Genomic DNA, 19916 nt, shown 5'->3' with positions numbered 1-19916 from the left:
AGAACAAGCGTTCTAAGGTCTTTTTTATTATCTATCCCGGTCATGGATAAAGAATGTCAATATCAGCGCAATAATAGAAATAATTCCTGTGACAAGGAAGGAAACATTGACACCATGCACCATACCTTCAATACCCTGTTCAGGAATAGATGCCGTAGACATAATTGTGATAGGCAATGCCGTTCCAATTGCTCCTGCAACCTGTCTCAAAGTATTATTTACTGCTGTACCATGAGAAATATATTTTTCTGGCAATGCATTTAATCCTGCTGTTGTTACAGGCATCATCGCCATGGCCACCCCAAGCATTCTTAATGCATGGATTGTTGCAATAAAGGCAAAACTTGTTTCTGGCGTCAATGTACTCAGCATAAATGTGGTCCCGACAATCAGTACCAAACCAATCATTGCTAAATATCTTGCTCCATAACGGTCAAAAAGCCTTCCAGTAATCGGGTTCATTATCCCTTGGATGATGGCTCCTCCCAGCAATGCCAGTCCGGAATGGAAAGCATTGAATCCCAGCATCTGCTGCATATAAAGCGGCAGGATAACAGCAGCTCCGATCATCGTCATAAATGTAACCATACCTAATACTGTAGTAACTGTAAATATTTGATACTTAAATACACGGAATTCAAGTATTGGCGATTTTAAATGCATCTGTCTGATAATAAACCAAGCCAGCATAACTCCGCCAATGACTAAGGAACCAATGACCTGATAACTTATCCAGCCTGCATTTCCAGCAGTACTAAACCCATAGAGAATACCACCGAAACCTAGTGTAGATAATAGAATAGATAACTTATCCAATTCAGGGAAGGTTCGTTTCGTCACATTTTTAAGTAAAAAGTAAGCGATAATTATGTTTAAAATAGCAATTGGCAGTACCATGAAGAATAAAGTCCTCCAAGGGAAATGCTCTACTATATAACCAGACAGCGTCGGTCCAATGGCCGGTGCGAAGGAAATAACTAAACCAAACATCCCCATTGCGCTGCCCCGTTTTTCTTTTGGATAAATCAAAATTAAAATGGTTTGCATCAGCGGCATCATAATTCCGGCGCCGGCTGCCTGCAAAACACGCCCTGTTAAAAGTGATAAAAATTCTGGTGCAATCCCACAAATAAGTGTACCTGCCGTAAACAGAGACATAGCAGTTAAAAATAAAGTGCGTGTCGTAAATGTACCGATTAAAAAAGCAGTTATCGGAATCATAATACCATTTACGAGCATAAATGCGGATTGCAGCCATTGGACAGTATTCGCATCAAGATCTAAATCGGACATAATATGCGGCAATGCTGTTCCTAATAAGGTCTGATTCAAAATGGCTACAAACGCTCCAGATAATAAAACAACTAGAATCGGCACACGGCTTGTACTTTTCGTTTCCGGCAGTGAACCATTACTCTCATCCATTTACAACCCCTCTTTCGTTAAGCATATATTCTGGAAAAATCTATATTCATCCATCAATCGGTGAATCGTAGATTTTCTTATATATAGTTCTTTCCCATTTTCACCTCATCGTAAATCAGTTTTTAAGAAAATTGCTTAGTCTATAAGACTTTAGTGTTCTTGCAAAGGAGATATCCGCTCCAACATTATTATATTCTTTCTTATTCTTTTAAAAAATTATTTTACGAGTATAAAAACAGACAAAACCGGTGACTGTAAAATCACCGGCGTAAAATTATTTCTGTAAAGTATCACACCAACTGACAAAGTTGTGAACAACAGAATCAAGAAAATCAATTGTTTGTTCATCAGTCAGATTCCCTTGCTCATCTACCTTGTTCTGAACGGAACCAATTAATACTTCGTTTCCCGGCAGGGTTAATACCCCAACTCCGCGAGAGTTTAAAATTTGACGAAGCTGTAATTGAGCTTTCACTGTACCAAGAGCTCCCATAGAAGCTCCAACAATCATTCCTGGTTTGTTTACCAGTACTAAATCAACACGTGAGAACCAGTCAATTGCATTTTTTAACATTCCCGAAATAGAACCATTATATTCAGGTGTAGCAAATAAAACTGCATCACTTTCTTTAATACGCTCCCTTAATTCTTTTACAATCTCAGGCGGATTTAATTCTTCATCCTGATTATAAAAAGGCAGCTTTTCTATCGGTAAAATATCAATTTCAATTTTATCCTGATAACGATCCTTCATATATTTAACAAGTTGTTTGTTATAAGATTCTGCGCGATTACTTCCAATCATTGCTGTAACTTTCATCTGTATACCTCCAATATGTCTGCTGTAATTATGTTATGTTTATCACAAATACTTATCGATTGATTTTAAACACAATTAATATTATTACCATAATGATTTATCTACCTCAAGAAATCTGCTCAGGAATTTCCAGCATATATGCAGGATAAATAATAAATCTTTACCAAAAGGCACAAACAACTTTAAGCAAATCGCGCTTCTTCATCAGCAATTACTAAGAGTATTTCATTAAAAGCTTCCATATTTCAATAAGAAAAACTAAGGAAATGACTTGGTCTTTAAAATACTGGTATTCTTGCCAAAAAGATTTCCACTCCAGCATTTTTATATATTCTTGTATAAAAAAGACTCCTATCAAGAAATCCTTCAAGAGAGGATGCTTCTATCCCCTTGGAATGCTTTCTCAATAAGAGTTATTTTATCAAATTATTAATAATAGAAGAATAGTCTATCCTCCTACTAAGTGAAATTACATTGTTTAAAAGAACCAATTACGTTTCCGGTTAGAACAGCAAGGACGCTTTCTTTCACATGAACAGTCTCTGGAACCTCTGTTATTTTCTTTCCGACAATGGTTAGAGTGGTTTCCACAATTGTTTCCATTCCCGCCATTGTTAGAACCACCTACTCTGCGACAATTGCTTGAATTGTTTACATCACTGCCACAATCGTAATTCTCAACAACCGTTTCGTTCACATTGGATTCTCTAACTGGATAATAGTTTTCATTTCGGATAATAGTGCGGTGCACATTTTTAATTTCAGTTGGATGAATGTTTTTTACAGTCTTTACACTTTTGCTGTGACGTACCTCATGTCTTGTTGGATGAACACGGACTTCCTCATCCCTGTTAGAATTACGGCAACGGCTGCATTGACAGTTATTTTGGCTCATTTGAACTCCCTCCTTTCCAATGCATAATACATCTTATGAAAAGAAGTGGATTTGTCCTACACAAATAACTATTAAAACAATAAATGTACGTTTTTTCTATATTATTGTACCGTTCCGCTTCATCGTTATAAATTCCATATCTTTATATTGAAATTGGTGCTCTTTGATAAAATTATTCTTTTCATATAAGCGGATTGCCCTTTTATTAAAAGAAGCGACAGTAAGCCTGATTGGCTTTCCCTTGTACTCCAGCTCAATAAAGTGAAGGATCCGTTTTAGAAACTGATCTCCATGTCCTTTTCCCGTCAAAACAGGATTCATTCCCAAGCCCAAATCCACACAGTCTTCTATATAAACAGCGTTTCTTTCTCCGGCTGGGATTTTTGCTGAACGGCCGGTACAAAAGAAACCAATTAATTTATATGATGAGTCTACTATTGCATAATAGCTGCCGCCAAGCAGTTCAACAATGGCGCTAGTTGTTAATACATTGTTATAAAAATCATATGGCTTTTCGTACTTCCAGCAAAGTGCCTCAACTGCATATTTTTGTGTCATTCGAGCAATATGTATATCCATTAAGCATCCCCACTTTCCCTTTAGCCTACCTTTATTATTCCATAATTTTCTGAAGAGGGGAATATAGAATTTCATCAGCTATATTATTTTCTTTTCAATTCAAAAAAACAAGCAGAAGGATTTCTTCTGCTTGTTTCACGTCATCATCTATAAAATAACTTCTTTTAATGGCATACAACATCATTTCTGTCTGTTAAGCAGTCTTTTGTGGTGTTTTTATAAATAAAGATATTATAAAAACAAGTCCCACAAACACGATAAGCAAGTTAAAACCGTTTTGTATACCAAAAGATTGCGACACAGTTCCAACTACCCAGCCGATAAGTGCTCCTCCAAGGCCGGAAGCTACATAAATCAAACCTTGCAACGAACCGATTTTATCTGTGATTTTCGCTCCAATTCCTTGTGCCGTCGGGAAGAGAACTGATAAAGCAAGTCCAAATATCATTGCTATATAAGCAAACTCGGTGATAAATAAACGTGTAATAATAATCGCAATTAACGCCATCAATGAAAAAGTAACCAAGGTACGTTTTTCTCCAAATTTGTAACTGATATACCCTCCTGCAAAACGTCCTAAAGTAAACAGGATGGAAAAGCTGGCGATAACATAAGCAGCAATTTCCGCTTTTTGCGCAACGTCCATTCCGCCAATATCCAGAGAAGTATAGAAAATCGGGAAGAAATTAAGAAATCCTGCTTCCGCTGCTACATAGAAAAGAATGAATAAAATAACAAGCATAACCTGTCTATCTGCAAAGAGACTCATAAAGCTTTTTAGGTTTATCTCTTCTCCCTGCTCCACCTTTTCGTTTTCCAATGATAATAGGACAAGAATAATCAATGCCACTAAAACTGCAACCCCAGCATAGAAGAAGCGCCAGCTGATATTATTTGCAAACATCGCATTAAGAATAAGTGGTGTAAAAATCATCCCCATTCCAAACAAAGCATTCGCCAGATTAAAAATGGCCCCCGCTTTACTCTGGAAAAAGGTAGGTATAATCGTAGCAACAGAAACGGTCATAGCACCAATTCCGACACCCACCACCAGATAAAAGCCTAAGAAAAATGCAACAGAGAAAGCAAAGCTTGTACCCGCAAGTCCTATAATCATACTAATTGTACCTGCTAACATCATAAATTTGATGCCTTTTTTATCTACAACAAACCCTGCTATTAAACTGGCTAACAAAAAGCCGATTTGAAAGATAGATACCATTGTTCCTACCTGACCAATATCCAGATTGATATCTGACTGAACCTTTTCTAATACAATCCCTTTCGTATTTTGGATTCCTCCAAGAATAAACATTGTTGTAAATATGAGAATAAATGCTTTCACGCGTTGTCTGCTGTTACTCATTAGCTGTTATCTCCTCTCCGGTATTGGCCAATGGCATGAAATAATTCTCGGTCTGCCCAGCCATAACAATAATAAATCAATTCATCTGCTTCACTTTCATCTGCTGCTTTCACTGCCTCGACCAGCTTTTCGGATTCAATATTCCACATTTGAATACCGCTGAATATATGCGTGTCGGGCTGTGATTTTTTGCGTGCCAGCTTATTTTGCTCAGCAACAAAGCGAATTGGAAATCCCTCTTTTTTAAACTGGCTGTAAGATAAGTCGTCATATAAACCAAATAGTCTGTTAAATGCTTTAAAAGCATTTTCTGATTCATTTGAGTCATCAGCAAAATAGTCTATCATTCCTTGTACATCTGCACCGCCTCCTAATTTGTGATATGGAAAATGCTTGAGGCTCGAGGAATATCTTGTTAATTGGGAATAATCCTGCCCTAAGATCCAGCTGTATGCCGGCGGCCACAAATCAAGCAAAAATGCAAAACGATTATCTACCTGCTTCAAGCGCTGCGTAAGATTTGCAATAAATGTTGTAACACTATTTTGTCTAAAACGATGCCAATCCTTTAAGCTTTGATCTTGAGTTAATATATCTACAACCTGATTAAATTGTTTATCTTTCAATAAAGCTCTTATTTCAGCTAATTTTTCTTTTATATCATCTATATTCAGATTTCTAGCAGACATTTTCTTTTCACAATGAGGGCAGAAGCAAGTTAAAAGTCCCCGCGGATCAACCTTCTCCCCTGCCCAATCAGGATAACGAATGCGGTCAATCATATAGGTGGTATAACCATAACGCTGATAAGTATCTGTAAATACTTTTTCCCAAAAATCAATAACATCTGGTGCATTAGGACACAACCATTTTTCTACTGCTATTCCTTGATCATCAACCACCAAATTATCTTGAATTGCTGTTCCTGTAAAATCACCATTTAAAATATTTGCCCATGGAATAATTTGAATATCCGTATCTGTCATTTCATTTTTCAAAATCATTAATGGATCTGCATCAGATGTCAACCCAGTATTTCGCTTTTGATCAATCGCCTCTCCCTTATAGGAAGGCAAAATGACATGCATTTCTCCTTTCCCCTGCACAAATTTATGCTTCGGATTATGTGGAAGAACTCCAATAGGATAAGGATTCCTTTCAAAAATGGTATTCATTTGCGGAAAAATATAATTGATGTCTGTCATTTCTCCTATTAAATCCTTTATTTGCGTCACACCTTCGTCTAAAACATCATGTGGATGAATATGAATTCCTGCCATGTTTTTCTGCCTCCTTATTAATATAGCTGTGCATCCTTGATGAAATTAATAGATGGAAATACAGTGCTCAATCCTAAAACAGCTGCACCATATAGTGGAGCCTGTTCCTTTAAGCTCGAGAGTTCTACTTGGACCTTTGTATTAGAGAAGGTCTGATTTGCGATTTTTTGATTTACATCCTCCAGGAAAAGCCCTGCAGATTTCGTAACACCTCCCATAAGTAAAACCTTTTCCGGGTTAATCACAGCATTAATATTTAAAATTCCTATTGCTAAATAGTCACTAAATTTATCAACAATATATTTTGCTGTGAGATCGCCCTGTGAAGCTAGCTTAAAAATAGCTTCAGGAGTGACCTTCTCTCCCTTTAACTTATGGTAGCTCTCTTCAATGCCGGAACCTGCACATAATATCTCAAAATAACCTTTATCCGTAGGGGCATACAGATGTTCACGATTAAAGAGCATATAGCCAACTTCTCCAGCTGCATTATTCGCCCCGCGTATGATTTTCCCATCCATAAATAATGCTGAACCAGCTCCTGTTCCAAGGCCTATTAATACGGCACTGGATGAAGTTTGTGCTTCTTCCTTATACAGCTCACCGATTAAAGCTGCCCGAATATCATTTTCTATAACAATCTCGATTCCTGTTCTTTTATACAGCATTTCTTTTAAATGAAGGTTAGACCATTCAGGTAAATTCGGCGAACCTTCAAGGACGACGCCAGCTTTGTAATCAACAATCCCTGGAGTTGCTATGCTGATAACTTTCATTTTTTCCTTAGGAACTTGTTTTTCTGCTATAAACGCTTCAATATCTTCTGTAAGTGAATCGATAAATGCTTCACTGCTGTCTGTTTTATAGGTTGGCGTCTGATACTGTCCTAATATTTCTGCCTCCAGGTTAAACAGGCAGATATTAATTTTTGTTCCTCCAAGATCAACCGCAACTCCATAAAACGAATCTTTTGCAAAGCTGAGTTTAGTTCCTCTCCGACTAGTATCATCATCTTCTTTTTCATCAGTAACCAGCTGTTCATCTATCAGCTCAGAGACTATTTCTGAAACCGTCGCCTTCGTTATCCCGGACTCCTTTGAAATTTGAGCCCTTGTAAGCGGTCCCTCCTCGCGAATCGTATTCAATACAATTTCTTTATTCATTTTTCTGATCGTACTTGGCATATTTACAGACATAATCCTTCTCCTTGTTTATATTATAAACTTAAATTGTAAATAAAATTACTTTTTAAATTTGTAAGGGCTTTTATATTAGTTTAAAAATAAAAAACCAATCATTAAGTTTATTTTATGAACTTAATGATTGGTTGTCAATCTTTTTTTTATTTATTTTTTGATTAAAAGAAAATGTGTTCAGGTTTTACAGAGTTTTTACCGCCATGATCGAATTATCCTGAATAATTCCTGGTTCTGAAAAACCAAATGAAGCGTATAATGTTTTAGCTTTGATATTATCTGTATGGTAAAAGAGTGCTATATACTCTGCTTCTCCATAAGGCATTGCTTCAATATCCACCAACATTTTTTCAAAGGCAAGCTTGCCGTACCGTTTCCCCTGATAATGCTTGTCAATCATAATATGGTGAATAAAATAACTCTTCTTTCTGTAAAATGCTTCATTTTCAAATGATTCATGATCCAATGTATCATAAGAATACATCAAAAACCCTACCACAACATCATCAGCATAAATGGCGAATGGAATAGTTGGTTCCCCCTCTGCATTCAACACATAAGCATCTGCAATGTATCGTAGGTTAGTAGCCATGATAAAATCCTTTTGGGTTTCCCCCACTTCAAGCGCTATTACTTCGTCTATGTTATCCTCGGTTATTTTTCGTAATTCCATCATTTGTTTCTCCTCTTCACTTTATGACGCCCTTCCTGTATTGTAACGGTTCACATCTAATTCCATCTTGCAGGTATACAAGGTATGTCCGCTAATATTTTCTGTAAATTCAGAAATAATTTGAAATCCTTTTGTCTGGTAAAATGACATTCCTTTTTTATTATCTTTTTCCACATTCAAATGGATGAATGCTGGTGATAATTCATCAATCGCATATTCCAGCAGCTTTGTCCCCATTCCCTTTCCCTGCGTATCCGGGTACAAATAAATCGCATACAATATACTGACGCCCTCTTCTGACACAGGGCTGAAATTGGCAAATCCCTCAATTCGTTTATCAGATTCCACCACGTAAAGATGAGAATACTCGATTCGCTGCTGCATTGTTTTATTACTGTAGGATGAGTTTAAAAATTCATCCTGGATATCTCTTGGTATAATCCCCTCATATGTATCGTGCCAGCTTGTGTAAACAACATCTTGAATTGCAGTAAAGTCCTCTTTCTTCGCCGATCTCACTTTATAATCCAATCCCATCTCCCCTTTCAATACAATTTAAAAATATCCCAAGGTTCCCTATTTATTTTTTCTTCTTGGCATTCTCCTGCTCTACCATACCTCTTAAAATTGCTTTACCTGTCTCGGAACTGTCAATACCTCGTTTAACTCCTGCAGCTACAACAAAAAATAAAATAATAAACGGAAGAATAAATGCGATAAAGCTTAATAAGAAACCCAAAATACCATCTCCTTTTTCTTTTTATACTTATATTATAAAACCCATTTCCACTTAGTGATAGTTTTGTTATTATGCTCTACTTGTCTCTATCGCTACAGAAGAAGGAATTTTCCGTTCAAAAAAATCTGTAAAACAAGGTAATGGTAATAATGTTACAATATTCACTATGATTGGGTATTTCAGTGACAAAATAAGGAAGGAATTTTAAAATATTACGGCTTATTTTTAATGTTAACGGGCTGCTGATTATTGCTGCAATTATTTTATACATTGTTTACTCTTATTTTTATATGTAAGCAGGGCCAGTCCATTTATAAAAGAAATACAAACCAAGCATTTTAGCTGACTTGATTTGTATTTCTTTTTATATAAAGTGAAATTTCAATCAGGAGGTGTTCTCTTTTCCTCACTGATTGTTAGTACCAAAAGGCATGCACCTTAAGGTATGAACAAAAAGCGGCCTTCCTTAAGATCCCTGGGCCAGTCAGGCTATTACTGGCTGTTTGATCTCCCACTTAGAAGTCTTGATTTTTCTCCATCCTTGGAGCGGGCGTCATAAAGTCCGTTACACTGCGATAAACAGATGAAACATTCTCTCTACTGCACCTGATAAACCACTTCCAATCTTGCTTCTACCGATTGATTTCCCGGCTCAATTGGTGTAGATACCATTTTAAATACCTGTGCCGGTCCGACACCAGGTGATGAGGTCTGTTCGTTTATCTTTAATGGAACTGGGCTTAAATTTGCACCCAACTGTTCTGCTAAGCTTTCCGCCTTCTTTTTTGCATCTGAAAGTGCAAAGCTTAATGCTTCCATATAAAAGTTTTCCGGATTGTCTACGGAAAATTCAATCGAAACAACCTCATTCACTCCATTCTCAGTAACACGATCAATAATCTCTCCTATCCGGTCCATATCTTCTGTAACAACCGTTATTTCATTCCGTACCTCATACCCCTGCAATGTCTGATTACCATCTTGATAACTATAAACAGGTCTTGCGGAAAAGCTGGTTGTCTGGATTCGCTCTCTTGGAATACCGATTTGCTGCAAAACCTCCAGAACCTGGTTCATTCGTCTTGCATTTTCTTCCTGCGCTTCCTGCAAAGAAATATTGGTTGTTGAAACAGCTAATTGAATACGAGCAATACTTGGTGAAACAATAACGGTACCGACACCAGTCACTGTAATCGTACCTTGCTGCTGATTATTCTGGCGCTCCGGCATTCTATGCCCATAATTAGGCGGTCCATAAGTATAATACATTGCAAACGTCCCTCCCCTCATACCATCCTATGTTGTATAAGGGTCGTACCATTCAAGAATTCTCCGGCTAATCCCAATAATTCGGATCCTGCATTTGCAGCTCCTGCACAATATCATCTAAATCCTGAGGAGTAATCGTAAAAATGGGGTACTCTTTAGATGTCCGCTTGGTAGCATCATAAAAAAATTTGACGCTGCCGGGATATTCATCATCGACAAGAAGCAAGGCGGCATCACTTTTATCAATCAGCCACAGATCCTTCGCCCGAAATTGATAAGCTCCCTGATACTCCCCTTTATAGAGAGGCTTAAAAAAATCGGCAGTCATCATTAACTCTTCGTATTTTTCCTTGATAGGATCAGGCCAACGCTGATCCTGGTTTTCAAATGGAGGGAAAACACCTATTTGCACATCATACTCCTCTTTTAAATCCATAATTACATCCGCTGTCCATTGCTCAATACCCATTTGTCCAGAAATAATAACCCATTCTAATCCTTCTTCTATAAATGTACGCAGTCTTTTTTCCAAAGCCGCCTTAATAAAAACAATCCTTGGGTCATTTTCTTTGAAGATACCCAATTCTGTTGGTTTATAGCCTGTTACATGTAATATTTTCACTTTACTATCCTTTCCTGATAAAACATTATAGCTCTTATATGGTTTTAATTCTTTATTCATTTATTAGTATTATATGCTACATACCATTCTAACGCAGGAATACTTGTTTTGAAAGCCAGTCCACCCCATCACAATAAGGCAGTCCTTTGCTGCCTTATTGTTGTTACCACATTCCCGGTCTTCTCCATGGAGGAGCACCCGGATGCCTTCCCATTTCTCCATTGGGTCCAGGGGGTATTTGTCCCGGTAACCCCATTGGCGGAGAGAGGAATGGCGGTCGCGATCCTGAATGCTGCCTGCCCATAAATACTTCTTTCCCATACGGCTGGCGATATTGATTTTTTATAGAATGATGATTCACATAGGTTGTGTGCATGGGATGAATATGATTAACAATGGCTTCTGATGACGTATGAACATATTGATGCTTTGTCGGATGAACAATGGTCTTTTCATTAGGACGCTGCTGATTAAATTGTCCTCTACCTTGCATACGCTCTGCCTCCTTTTTCTTCTCTCTTTCAATGTATGTTATAAACGTACAGGTCGAATAAGACAGATACCCAATTTCTTTTATGATTTTAAATCAGCAGTAGAAAACCTGTTTCTATGGTTTTTTAAGGTCAATAACAAATAGCGAAATAGTTCCAAAAACACATTAAAATAATCTTTTAGCAACTTTTTTTCGAAAAAAGTTGGCATTTTATGATAGGTGTGTGATATACTATAGATAATTATTTAAGTTCGTTAGAAACACAGGATGAGATACAATAAAAGAATTGATCTTTCGTCTTGAGATTCAACTTTGAACTAAATAGTAATAAACAGTGCAACAATTGCACGTGGAGGTAAAAGAATGAACACAGGTTCTGTAAAATGGTTTAACGCTGAAAAAGGCTTCGGTTTCATCGAAGTAGAAGGTGGAGACGATGTATTCGTACATTTCTCAGCAATCCAAGGCGATGGTTTCAAAACTTTAGAAGAAGGTCAAACAGTTACTTTCGACATCGAAGAAGGAAACCGTGGACCACAAGCTGCTAACGTTGTAAAAGGCTAATAAGCAGATAGAAAAAAAGCTGATCAATATTGGTCAGCTTTTTTATTTATATTAAATTGATTTAAAAGTCGTGTTTTTATCGCTTTAGAGTTAAAACTTCAGGCTCTATACTGAATGTGGTGGTGCCCTCCGTTCCATCGCCAGATGGAACGGAGACAAAAAAATACACTCTATTTCCTCTCTCTGGTAACCTTGAGTTGTCGAGACAAAAGGAATGGGAGAGGAAAAGAGTGCATCATCATTTTATCACAGAGTTGTTAGGAATTAAAGATACGCATGTAGATGTGTGGGATATCAGAGAAGAAGAAAGTTATTTTATTGCAGAATTATTCACGAAACAGCGTATGCAGAAATGTCCTTTTTGCCGTAAAAGAACCAAGCGGATACATGGCTATCGTTGGCAAAGCATTCAAGGACCAGCGTTTACAACCAAGGAAGTTCATCTTTCCCTGCGAAAACGACGTTATATTTGCACGTCGTGTCATCACACATTTTATGAGCGTCTACAAATGATTCATCGGTATCAACGTTGTATGGCGAGTGTGCAAACGACAGCGATGATGCATGCAGCGGTGAGTTCCTTTCGTACAGCGGCGCTAGTAACCGGAGTAACAGTGAATCGTGTCTTACGGTGGTTTGATCAGAAGGAGTTAACTACCAGCAAAGTGTTGCCGCGAGTCATTGCGATCGATGAGTTTAAAGGTGACGCGGATGGAGAGAGGTTTCAATTGAATGTGGTCGATGTGGAGAACCGAAGAATTATCGATATCTTGCCAAATCGAAAAGTGGAAACCATTGAAGCGTACTTAAAGTCCTGTGATACAGGTAAAGTAGAAATGGTAGTAATGGATTTATCTCAAGCGTTTAAACAAGCAATTCGAAAAGCACTGGGAAATCCTCTGATTATCGCTGACCGTTTTCACTTTATGCGTCAGGCCTATTGGGCTCTAGATGAGGTCCGCCGTGAAGTTCAAAAGGAGCTGCCCAAGAAAGATCGAATTCGAATGAAACGTTCCAAAAAACTTCTGTGGAAATCATGGACAACCTGTTCAGATGATCAGAAGAAGAAAGTCGAGCAATTATTAAGGATAGATCCCCGCTTAAAGGAAGCTTATGGTTTAAAGCATGAATTGGATACGTGGTTTAAGGAAAGTGATGCGCACAACGCAACTGCTGGATTAGAAGCGTGCCTGGAGAAGTTGAATGCATCCGCGTTAGAGGGATTTCATCGTGTCGCACGTACATTTAAAAGATGGCAACAAGAAATTCTGCATTCTTTTATGTATCCCTTTAATAATGGCTACATAGAAGGCGTTAATAATACGATTAAAGTATTAAAAAGATTATCTTATGGGATTAAACAGTTTGATCGAATGAGAAAGAAAATTCTATGGCAACAAGAGGTAAAGCTTGTCTTAAAGCAAGCTTATAAATAAAGAGGTGGAGGAATGATATTCCACCACCACATTTGACATAGAACCAAACTTCATTATCCTCCAACAACTGCTCTCCAATACCAGTGAACCTATATTTGGACTTCACAGACTCCTCAGGCAAACAGGATTGCTATTCTCCTTCATCATGAAATAACACTAAAAAATCAATATGGATTTTTACCTTTCTTTATTCCGTAAAGATAGCAAGGTTCTCCAGTGTAGACCTTAACCCTGTATCGTGATCCTCTTTTCGTATCCCCTCAGGCACATTCTCACAGACGATAGTAACCTTTGTCCCTTCTGAAACAGCTTCAAAAAACCATTTTTGTATCATTTCTCCCGAGAATGCCGGATCCTCAGAATCGAAGTTTACGGTTTGTACAATTCGTTCATTTGGAACCAACTCCAGGAACCTTCCTTGTGTTACATCTGTGTTTTCTGTAGTTTTGCCCTGATGTAAGTTATCCATTTCGTACATTAGAATTATCCTGTACTCTCCGCCTTTTTTAGGATCAAAGTTTTCAATATGACCCGACATTCCACTTGGCGGCAGCCATGAAATTAATGCTTTCGGACTTACGAATGCCTGATATATGGTTTGCGGTGATGCCATAATCAACCTTGATGCAGAATCTATCCTTCTGTTACTTGATTCCTTTGCCATGATAGAGCCCCCTTCCTTTTTAAAGTTTAACAAACAGGAATGCAATAAACTTCTTCTCAATTGCGCAAAAATAATTCTATTGATGACAAACCAAGCAAAATTCTCTCACGAGTCAGACAAGCAGATGTTTCTATCTGTAAAAATTAATGCTTCTATTCTATTTCTACAGGGTATAAAAAACCCTTCTACTCATGTGATATAGAAGGGTTTCTCTGTATGTTTTACTTAAGCATTATATCTTCCTTAAAACTGCTCTGTTAAGGCTGTAACAATTTGTTTTTTACGGGAAACAACACCTTTTAATAAAGCACGGTCATTTCCATCTAAAGCAGCACGAAAGGCTGTTTCTACTTTATCCTTCGCAGGGCCGACTGCCAGAACCTCTGAATCATTATTCAGGATATCTGTTGCAACAAACAGGAATAAGTCTAATCCTTTTTCATTAACTGTTGCTGTAATTTCACTTACTAGCTCATCATGAAGCTGATAGATTTCGCTGACATCCACTGCATTTACTTGAGCAATTTCCACCTTTGCATCACCCATCGCAAATTCCTTGGCATCCATTGTAATCAAATCTTTCACAGTTTTATCACTGATATCTGCGCCGGCTTTCAGCATTCCTAAACCGTACTCTTTTAAATCCACACCCGCTTTTTCAGCTAGTTCATGTGCTGCTTTCACATCTTCCTCTGTACAGGTTGGTGATTTTAATAATAGAGAATCAGAAATAATGGCGGATAATAATAACCCAGCAATATTTTTGTCTAATGCAACATTATTTTCTTTGTACATCTTGTTCAGGATGGTTGCTGTACAGCCGACTGGCTCTGCACGGAAATACAGCGGCTCCTTTGTTTGAAAATTAGATACGCGGTGATGGTCAATGACTTCACGGATAACAGCATTCTCAATGTTATCAGCACTTTGCTGGAATTCATTATGATCTACTAAAATAACCTCGGCACCATCTTCAAGTCCTTGAACAAGCGGGGGCGCCTCTACATCAAATTGGTCTAAAGCAAATTGTGTTTCTCCATTTACTTCACCTAAACGGGCCGGGCTTACCTCTGCCCCAAGTTTTGTTTTTAAATCAGCATAAGCTAAAGCGGAACAAATTGTATCCGTATCTGGATTTTTATGTCCGAAAATGAGTGTTTTTGACATCTTTTATTTCCTCCCTCGACAAACTTTCCATATAGAAGATGTTCATAAAGTCCAATAAAAATGACATGGCGATAAAAGGAACTTCTACTAAGAACGCCCACGTCGTGTGGGTAACACTGAAGTCATCACATCCTATGATAGTCCGTTCGGAAAAAGCTCGTCGCCTTGAACTTCTTGATCCTTTTCATCGTACTTTTTGAACGCATATATATAGATTATCATATTTAACCTCTAATGCTCCAGCCCTAATCTTTTTTCTTTAAAAAATACCGGAAATATTTTCATTCTGCCTCAAAATACTGTAAAAGTAATCATTATTAGATTATAATTAATCTCATTGGAGGGATTTATGAAATGACAAGAAAACAATTTAACTTAACGCGTACTGCTTTACTCACCTACGCTTCAGAATTGGACGATTCTGTTATTGATGTACAAGCAGATTATTTTAATAATACAATCCGCTGGCATTTAGGTCATGCGCTTGTAACAATGGAAAAATTCTTATTCCGCTATCCTAAGAAATCAGAAAATATACCTGCGAGCTATGCCCAGCTGTTCAGTTCTGGAACAAGCCCTAAGGATTGGCAGGAGGAACCGCCAAGCTTAGAAGTGTTATTAGAAGCGTTAGAAGTACAGCAACAGCGCATTAATGAATTTAATGAGTTATTCTGGAAATCAAATGTGCAATTTAAAGTCCCATTCGGCAGTGTCGAAACACAAGGCGATCTGCTGATTATGCTTTCCTTCCATGAAGCAGAGCATCTTGGTAAAATCAAAGCAATGCATCAGGTTGTTGCAAAGGATAAAAATGAGTAAACCCTATGTTATTATTGGCGGTGGCATTTTAGGTGCCAGTACCGCCTTTTACCTTTCTAAACAAGGTACAGAGGTCATTCTTATTGACCGGCATGATAAAGGTCAGGCAACGGATGCTGCTGCTGGAATTATCTGTCCATGGATTTCTCAGCGCCGTAATAAAAAATGGTATCACATTGCCAAAAATGGTGCAGCAATATATCCATCTCTTATAGCTGATTTAGAGAGTCTAGGCGAGAAAGATACCGGTTATCGGCAAGTTGGAGCATTAAGCTTACATACTGATTCTAAAAAGTTAGATGGTATGGAGGAAAGAGCGCATAAAAGACGGGAAGACGCTCCAGAAATTGGTGATATTACCAGGCTTAACGCTGAAGAAACACACAGCCGTTTCCCTATTCTGGACAAGGATTATCAAGCTGTCTTTATCAGCGGTGCCGCACGGGTTGATGGAAGAAAATTATTAAAAGCCCTAAAGAACGCAGCCGAGGCTAACGGAGCTGTTCTTTTATCCGGCAATGCAGAGCTGTACGCATCAGAAAATACCATAACAGGTGTGAAATATAATGGTGAAATAATAGATGCTGAAAAGGTTATTTTAGCAAGTGGTGCCTGGATGAAGGAAACCATTGAGCCTTTGGGAATCAGATTGGATGTCTCCTTTCAACGTGCACAAATTATGCACCTGGAAATCCCAGCTTTGCAAACAGCAGATTGGCCCGTTGTAATGCCGCCTGGAAGCAAATACTTACTTTCACAGGATGACAACCGCTTTGTGATTGGTTCAACCCATGAAGACAAAATCGATTTTGATTACCGTGTTACCGCTGCTGCTGTACATGAAATTTTAGATCAGGGACTTGCGATTGCGCCAGATTTAGCAGAAGCAACAATTTTAGAGACTCGTGTAGGTTTCCGACCATACACCCCCGGGTTCTTACCCGTTATCGGAGAACTGCCCGGGTATCAAGATGTACTGCTTGCGAACGGACTTGGTTCATCCGGGCTGACCATGGGACCATATCTTGGACAGCAGCTTGCAAAATTAGCCTTAAATGAAAAACTTGATATCGATTTAAATCATTATGATGTAACATCTGCATTAATAACAAACGAAGCTTAACATTATGATAAATGATGAAAAGAGGTGAATCCCATATGAAGGGATCATATATCGTTATCATCATCCTTCTTCTAATTATCCTGACTGCCTTCTTTGTCTGGTTATGGCTACAGGGTTTTGAAGGCAACCAAGAAAGTATAGCTGCATTATTCAATAGTTTGGTTTATCCTGCAGAAAAAGGGCCGGTTCACTCATACTCCTGAGAATCGGCCCTTTTTCTTATCCAGGTTAAATTTTCATACTGTCTACTGCATTTAATTTACTTATGTTTATCTCAGCTTTTATGAGACATCCCTTTTCTTTCTATTCTCATTTTGTTTATATTCTATCTTTAATACAAAATCCCCCAGTTTTAGATATGTAGCCTGAAATATAGGACTTTGAATGAAGGTAAACACAAATGTAAAGATAAATACCGGCCCGCCAATAATTAATCCTAACACCAGTACGCTGCATTCTGTTATAATTCTCACTCTGCCAATAGGTGCTCCTAATTTATCTGCAATAGAAAGCATAAAGCCGTCACGTGGCCCAGAACCGACACCGGCGGCATTGTACATTCCCCCGCCAAAACCCATAATACAAATACCAATTAACATGAAAATAACATCCAGCCATGTATTCGTTGCTGTCGGAAGGATTCCTGTCCAATGATAGAAATCAACAAAAGATCCTATAAGCACAGCATTAAAAAAAGTACCTATTTTTATGTATCTTCGGTCTAAAATTAAGCATACACCAATCAGTATAAAAGAAATAATAATATTCCATGTTCCAACCGTAAATCCAATTTTATCAAACATAGCAACATTTAAAACGTCCCATGGATGCACACCTAAATGCTGCATATTAATGGTCAGTGATATTCCAGCGCTAAAAACCAATAATCCGAGCAAAAAAAATAACCATCGAAATGATTTAGCCAAAGCCAAGAACCTTCTTTCTATAGAAAACTTTGTAATTCAGGCCATTTCCAGGCTTGGATTACCTTAGTTACACTTATATTTAGTACTTAAAATTTTCACTATGTCGAAATATTTCTATGATAAAATTTATAATCTTCTCCCCACAATGAGACAACCTTATGGAAACTGATTCAATTATACGCTTTTTCATAGCAAATAAAAAGAGGGCTCCCCTTATCTTTAAAAAAGTATATTCCAATGATAAAAGCAGGCTTATAGAATCTATCTATCCCATAAACCTGCCTTACCCTATATTATAAAACTTTATTTAAAAAGTTCTTCGTCCGTTCCGAAGCTGGATTTGTAAAGATAATTTCCGGTGTATCTTCTTCCATAATAATACCCTCATCCATAAACATTACCCTGTCAGCAACCTCTCTGGCAAATCCCATTTCGTGTGTCACCACAACCATGGTCATTCCCTCTTTTGCCAATTGTTTCATTACCTCCAGAACTTCTCCAACAAGCTCCGGGTCAAGTGCTGAAGTCGGTTCATCGAAAAGCATCAGTTTCGGTTCCATCGCAAGTGCACGCGCTATTGCTACACGCTGCTGCTGTCCCCCTGATAATTGTGCCGGATACTGATCCGCCTTCTCTGCGAGGCCTACCTTTTTCAGCAACGCTTCTCCACGCTCCCTTGCCTCTTGTACAGAAATCTTACGGACTTTCCGAGGAGCAAGCATTACATTTTCAATCACAGTTTTATGTGGAAATAAATTAAATTGCTGGAATACCATCCCCACTTCGGTGCGAATCATATTAATATCTGTTGTCTTATCCTTTAAATTATAGCCATCAACAATAACATTTCCGCTTGTAATATCCTCTAATAAATTTAAACAACGTAAAAAAGTACTTTTACCTGATCCACTTGGACCAATAACACATACTACTTCTTTTTCTTCTACCTCACAGTTAATTCCCTTTAAAACTTCATTATCTCCAAAGCTTTTGTGTAAATCCTGTACAGTTATCATTAGTAATTCAACCTTCTTTCTATATAACGCAGTAATAAGGACAGGCTAAAATTAATTACTAAGTAAAACAAAGCTACTGTTGTATAAATCTCGACTGCATTAAAATGATTCGATGCAATATATCTGCCCTGGAACATTAATTCTGGAACTAAAATAACGGACAATAAGGAGGTATCCTTAATACTAATAATAAATTGGTTACCAAGCGGCGGTATCATCCGCTTAAAAGCCTGCGGCCAAATAATATAGCGCATAGTCTGGTGCTTATTCAATCCCAGAGAACGTCCCGCCTCCATCTGGCCCTTATTAATGGAATCAACAGATCCGCGTACAATCTCCGCAATATACGCTCCAGAGTTTATTGCGATAACAACAATCCCCGCAGTAATCGAAGCCATTTGGAATTGCAGAATAATTGGTAGTGCGAAGTAAAGCCAAATAGCCTGAACAAGTACTGGTGTGCCTCGAATAACTTCTACATAAATAGATGCGATAATAAAAAAGAATTTATTTTTAGATATTCTTCCCAGACCAAATATAGCCCCCAATATAAAACCAATTAACAAACCAACAATTGAAATTAATAAAGTATAATATAAACCTTTACCTAACTGCGGTAAAAAATCAATTACTTGACCAAAATCAAACATTCTCTCACCTCTCTAGTCAATAAAATAAGGAGCCGTGCATGGATTGCCAGCTCCTTATCCCATCCTGCAAAGTCAAATGTATCAATAATTTTCGGTTAGAAAATATTTCTAAAAAAATTTTATTTAACTGTCATCACATCACAATTTTAAATTAAATTTTTTATTATGTGTGAAGAAGCAATTAACTCCTATAG

At 37.7% G+C, this 19916-nt stretch carries 22 protein-coding genes and 1 pseudogene; 4 read left to right on the top strand and 19 right to left on the bottom strand.

The features are described from left to right. Positions 1 to 27: 27 nt before the first annotated feature. The 14 genes and pseudogenes from MHH51_RS09885 to MHH51_RS09820 all read right to left on the bottom strand — a co-directional run bounded on the left by MHH51_RS09885 (position 28) and on the right by MHH51_RS09820 (position 11357). Complete coding sequence (locus MHH51_RS09885) at positions 28 to 1425, bottom strand: DHA2 family efflux MFS transporter permease subunit (RefSeq protein ID WP_339285865.1); 1398 nt, start codon at positions 1423 to 1425, stop codon at positions 28 to 30. 274 nt (positions 1426 to 1699) lie between these two features. Next, the gene (locus MHH51_RS09880) at positions 1700 to 2245 is read right to left on the bottom strand and encodes an NADPH-dependent FMN reductase (protein WP_156985478.1); all 546 of its coding nucleotides are present in this window, start codon (positions 2243 to 2245) and stop codon (positions 1700 to 1702) included. 459 nt (positions 2246 to 2704) lie between these two features. Next, positions 2705 to 2857, bottom strand: coding sequence for a hypothetical protein (locus MHH51_RS09875; protein WP_246145020.1), 153 nt, complete (start codon positions 2855 to 2857; stop codon positions 2705 to 2707). Between the two features lie 49 nt (positions 2858 to 2906). After that, positions 2907 to 3140: pseudogene (locus tag MHH51_RS09870) on the bottom strand (CotD family spore coat protein); the annotation flags it as partial. 96 nt (positions 3141 to 3236) lie between these two features. After that, positions 3237 to 3719 (bottom strand): GNAT family protein, encoded by a 483-nt coding sequence (locus tag MHH51_RS09865; RefSeq protein ID WP_156985479.1) that lies wholly within the window; start codon positions 3717 to 3719, stop codon positions 3237 to 3239. A 193-nt stretch (positions 3720 to 3912) separates the two neighbouring features. Beyond that, positions 3913 to 5085 carry an MFS transporter gene (locus MHH51_RS09860; protein ID WP_339285863.1) on the bottom strand — a complete coding sequence of 391 codons (1173 nt, stop codon included), beginning with the start codon at positions 5083 to 5085 and terminating at the stop codon, positions 3913 to 3915. Further along, positions 5085 to 6365 (bottom strand): hypothetical protein, encoded by a 1281-nt coding sequence (locus MHH51_RS09855; RefSeq protein WP_339285861.1) that lies wholly within the window; start codon positions 6363 to 6365, stop codon positions 5085 to 5087. The genes MHH51_RS09860 and MHH51_RS09855 overlap by 1 nt, the downstream gene beginning before the upstream one ends. A 17-nt stretch (positions 6366 to 6382) precedes the next feature. Further along, a complete protein-coding gene (locus MHH51_RS09850) occupies positions 6383 to 7561 on the bottom strand; it encodes an ROK family transcriptional regulator (RefSeq protein WP_339285859.1) in 1179 nt (392 codons plus the stop codon). 184 nt (positions 7562 to 7745) lie between these two features. Continuing rightward, entirely contained in the window at positions 7746 to 8237 is a 492-nt protein-coding gene (locus tag MHH51_RS09845) for a GNAT family N-acetyltransferase (protein WP_147208312.1), read from the bottom strand. Between the two features lie 18 nt (positions 8238 to 8255). Then, positions 8256 to 8765: a GNAT family N-acetyltransferase gene (locus MHH51_RS09840; protein ID WP_339285857.1), complete on the bottom strand. Its 510-nt coding sequence runs from the start codon at positions 8763 to 8765 to the stop codon at positions 8256 to 8258. Between the two features lie 49 nt (positions 8766 to 8814). Beyond that, on the bottom strand, positions 8815 to 8973 hold the full coding sequence (locus tag MHH51_RS09835; protein WP_339285855.1) for a hypothetical protein: 159 nt from the start codon (positions 8971 to 8973) through the stop codon (positions 8815 to 8817). Between the two features lie 597 nt (positions 8974 to 9570). Next, positions 9571 to 10242, bottom strand: a complete 672-nt coding sequence (locus MHH51_RS09830) for an SIMPL domain-containing protein (protein WP_186813523.1) — start codon at positions 10240 to 10242, stop codon at positions 9571 to 9573. Between the two features lie 67 nt (positions 10243 to 10309). Beyond that, complete coding sequence (locus tag MHH51_RS09825; protein ID WP_156985485.1) at positions 10310 to 10864, bottom strand: DUF1273 domain-containing protein; 555 nt, start codon at positions 10862 to 10864, stop codon at positions 10310 to 10312. A 163-nt stretch (positions 10865 to 11027) separates the two neighbouring features. Further along, positions 11028 to 11357, bottom strand: a complete 330-nt coding sequence (locus tag MHH51_RS09820) for a CotD family spore coat protein (protein WP_339285852.1) — start codon at positions 11355 to 11357, stop codon at positions 11028 to 11030. 363 nt (positions 11358 to 11720) lie between these two features. On the opposite strand from MHH51_RS09820, the gene cspD reads away from it, so the two are divergent. Together cspD and MHH51_RS09810 are read left to right on the top strand one after the other, a co-directional pair. Further along, complete coding sequence (gene cspD, locus MHH51_RS09815; protein ID WP_077603415.1) at positions 11721 to 11921, top strand: cold-shock protein CspD; 201 nt, start codon at positions 11721 to 11723, stop codon at positions 11919 to 11921. Positions 11922 to 12151: 230 nt separating this feature from the next. Further along, a complete protein-coding gene (locus MHH51_RS09810) occupies positions 12152 to 13357 on the top strand; it encodes an ISL3 family transposase (RefSeq protein ID WP_339233414.1) in 1206 nt (401 codons plus the stop codon). Positions 13358 to 13544: 187 nt separating this feature from the next. Here MHH51_RS09810 and MHH51_RS09805 read toward each other — a convergent pair whose 3' ends face one another. Then, a complete protein-coding gene (locus MHH51_RS09805; RefSeq protein ID WP_339285849.1) occupies positions 13545 to 14021 on the bottom strand; it encodes an SRPBCC domain-containing protein in 477 nt (158 codons plus the stop codon). 243 nt (positions 14022 to 14264) lie between these two features. Then, positions 14265 to 15188, bottom strand: a complete 924-nt coding sequence (locus MHH51_RS09800) for a manganese-dependent inorganic pyrophosphatase (RefSeq protein WP_339285847.1) — start codon at positions 15186 to 15188, stop codon at positions 14265 to 14267. Between the two features lie 354 nt (positions 15189 to 15542). On the opposite strand from MHH51_RS09800, the gene MHH51_RS09795 reads away from it, so the two are divergent. Then, entirely contained in the window at positions 15543 to 16007 is a 465-nt protein-coding gene (locus MHH51_RS09795; protein ID WP_339285845.1) for a DinB family protein, read from the top strand. Continuing rightward, entirely contained in the window at positions 16000 to 17130 is a 1131-nt protein-coding gene (locus MHH51_RS09790) for an FAD-dependent oxidoreductase (protein WP_147208324.1), read from the top strand. Before MHH51_RS09795 ends, MHH51_RS09790 begins: the two co-directional genes overlap by 8 nt. A gap of 281 nt (positions 17131 to 17411) precedes the next feature. On the opposite strand, the gene MHH51_RS09785 is transcribed toward MHH51_RS09790, so the two are convergent. The 3 genes from MHH51_RS09785 to MHH51_RS09775 all read right to left on the bottom strand — a co-directional run bounded on the left by MHH51_RS09785 (position 17412) and on the right by MHH51_RS09775 (position 19722). Further along, on the bottom strand, positions 17412 to 18056 hold the full coding sequence (locus MHH51_RS09785; protein WP_147208326.1) for a hypothetical protein: 645 nt from the start codon (positions 18054 to 18056) through the stop codon (positions 17412 to 17414). Positions 18057 to 18349: 293 nt separating this feature from the next. Further along, positions 18350 to 19072 (bottom strand): amino acid ABC transporter ATP-binding protein, encoded by a 723-nt coding sequence (locus tag MHH51_RS09780; RefSeq protein WP_147208328.1) that lies wholly within the window; start codon positions 19070 to 19072, stop codon positions 18350 to 18352. Next, positions 19072 to 19722 carry an amino acid ABC transporter permease gene (locus tag MHH51_RS09775; RefSeq protein ID WP_147208330.1) on the bottom strand — a complete coding sequence of 217 codons (651 nt, stop codon included), beginning with the start codon at positions 19720 to 19722 and terminating at the stop codon, positions 19072 to 19074. Before MHH51_RS09775 ends, MHH51_RS09780 begins: the two co-directional genes overlap by 1 nt. Positions 19723 to 19916: the final 194 nt, after the last annotated feature.

This window comes from Oceanobacillus sp. FSL K6-3682 (assembly GCF_037976165.1).
Classification (GTDB): domain Bacteria; phylum Bacillota; class Bacilli; order Bacillales; family Amphibacillaceae; genus Oceanobacillus; species Oceanobacillus sojae.
This window is presented reverse-complemented; position numbering and strand designations above follow the sequence as displayed.

What these genes read in the sequence shown, in the direction of transcription:
- MHH51_RS09885 (WP_339285865.1), bottom strand. Translation starts at nt 1,425, where the DNA reads ATGGATGAGAGTAATGGTTCACTGCCGGAAACGAAAAGTACAAGCCGT.
- MHH51_RS09880 (WP_156985478.1), bottom strand. Translation starts at nt 2,245, where the DNA reads ATGAAAGTTACAGCAATGATTGGAAGTAATCGCGCAGAATCTTATAAC.
- MHH51_RS09875 (WP_246145020.1), bottom strand. Translation starts at nt 2,857, where the DNA reads ATGGCGGGAATGGAAACAATTGTGGAAACCACTCTAACCATTGTCGGA.
- MHH51_RS09865 (WP_156985479.1), bottom strand. Translation starts at nt 3,719, where the DNA reads ATGGATATACATATTGCTCGAATGACACAAAAATATGCAGTTGAGGCA.
- MHH51_RS09860 (WP_339285863.1), bottom strand. Translation starts at nt 5,085, where the DNA reads ATGAGTAACAGCAGACAACGCGTGAAAGCATTTATTCTCATATTTACA.
- MHH51_RS09855 (WP_339285861.1), bottom strand. Translation starts at nt 6,365, where the DNA reads ATGGCAGGAATTCATATTCATCCACATGATGTTTTAGACGAAGGTGTG.
- MHH51_RS09850 (WP_339285859.1), bottom strand. Translation starts at nt 7,561, where the DNA reads ATGTCTGTAAATATGCCAAGTACGATCAGAAAAATGAATAAAGAAATT.
- MHH51_RS09845 (WP_147208312.1), bottom strand. Translation starts at nt 8,237, where the DNA reads ATGATGGAATTACGAAAAATAACCGAGGATAACATAGACGAAGTAATA.
- MHH51_RS09830 (WP_186813523.1), bottom strand. Translation starts at nt 10,242, where the DNA reads ATGTATTATACTTATGGACCGCCTAATTATGGGCATAGAATGCCGGAG.
- MHH51_RS09820 (WP_339285852.1), bottom strand. Translation starts at nt 11,357, where the DNA reads ATGCAAGGTAGAGGACAATTTAATCAGCAGCGTCCTAATGAAAAGACC.
- cspD (WP_077603415.1), top strand. Translation starts at nt 11,721, where the DNA reads ATGAACACAGGTTCTGTAAAATGGTTTAACGCTGAAAAAGGCTTCGGT.
- MHH51_RS09805 (WP_339285849.1), bottom strand. Translation starts at nt 14,021, where the DNA reads ATGGCAAAGGAATCAAGTAACAGAAGGATAGATTCTGCATCAAGGTTG.
- MHH51_RS09800 (WP_339285847.1), bottom strand. Translation starts at nt 15,188, where the DNA reads ATGTCAAAAACACTCATTTTCGGACATAAAAATCCAGATACGGATACA.
- MHH51_RS09795 (WP_339285845.1), top strand. Translation starts at nt 15,543, where the DNA reads ATGACAAGAAAACAATTTAACTTAACGCGTACTGCTTTACTCACCTAC.
- MHH51_RS09790 (WP_147208324.1), top strand. Translation starts at nt 16,000, where the DNA reads ATGAGTAAACCCTATGTTATTATTGGCGGTGGCATTTTAGGTGCCAGT.
- MHH51_RS09780 (WP_147208328.1), bottom strand. Translation starts at nt 19,072, where the DNA reads ATGATAACTGTACAGGATTTACACAAAAGCTTTGGAGATAATGAAGTT.
- MHH51_RS09775 (WP_147208330.1), bottom strand. Translation starts at nt 19,722, where the DNA reads ATGTTTGATTTTGGTCAAGTAATTGATTTTTTACCGCAGTTAGGTAAA.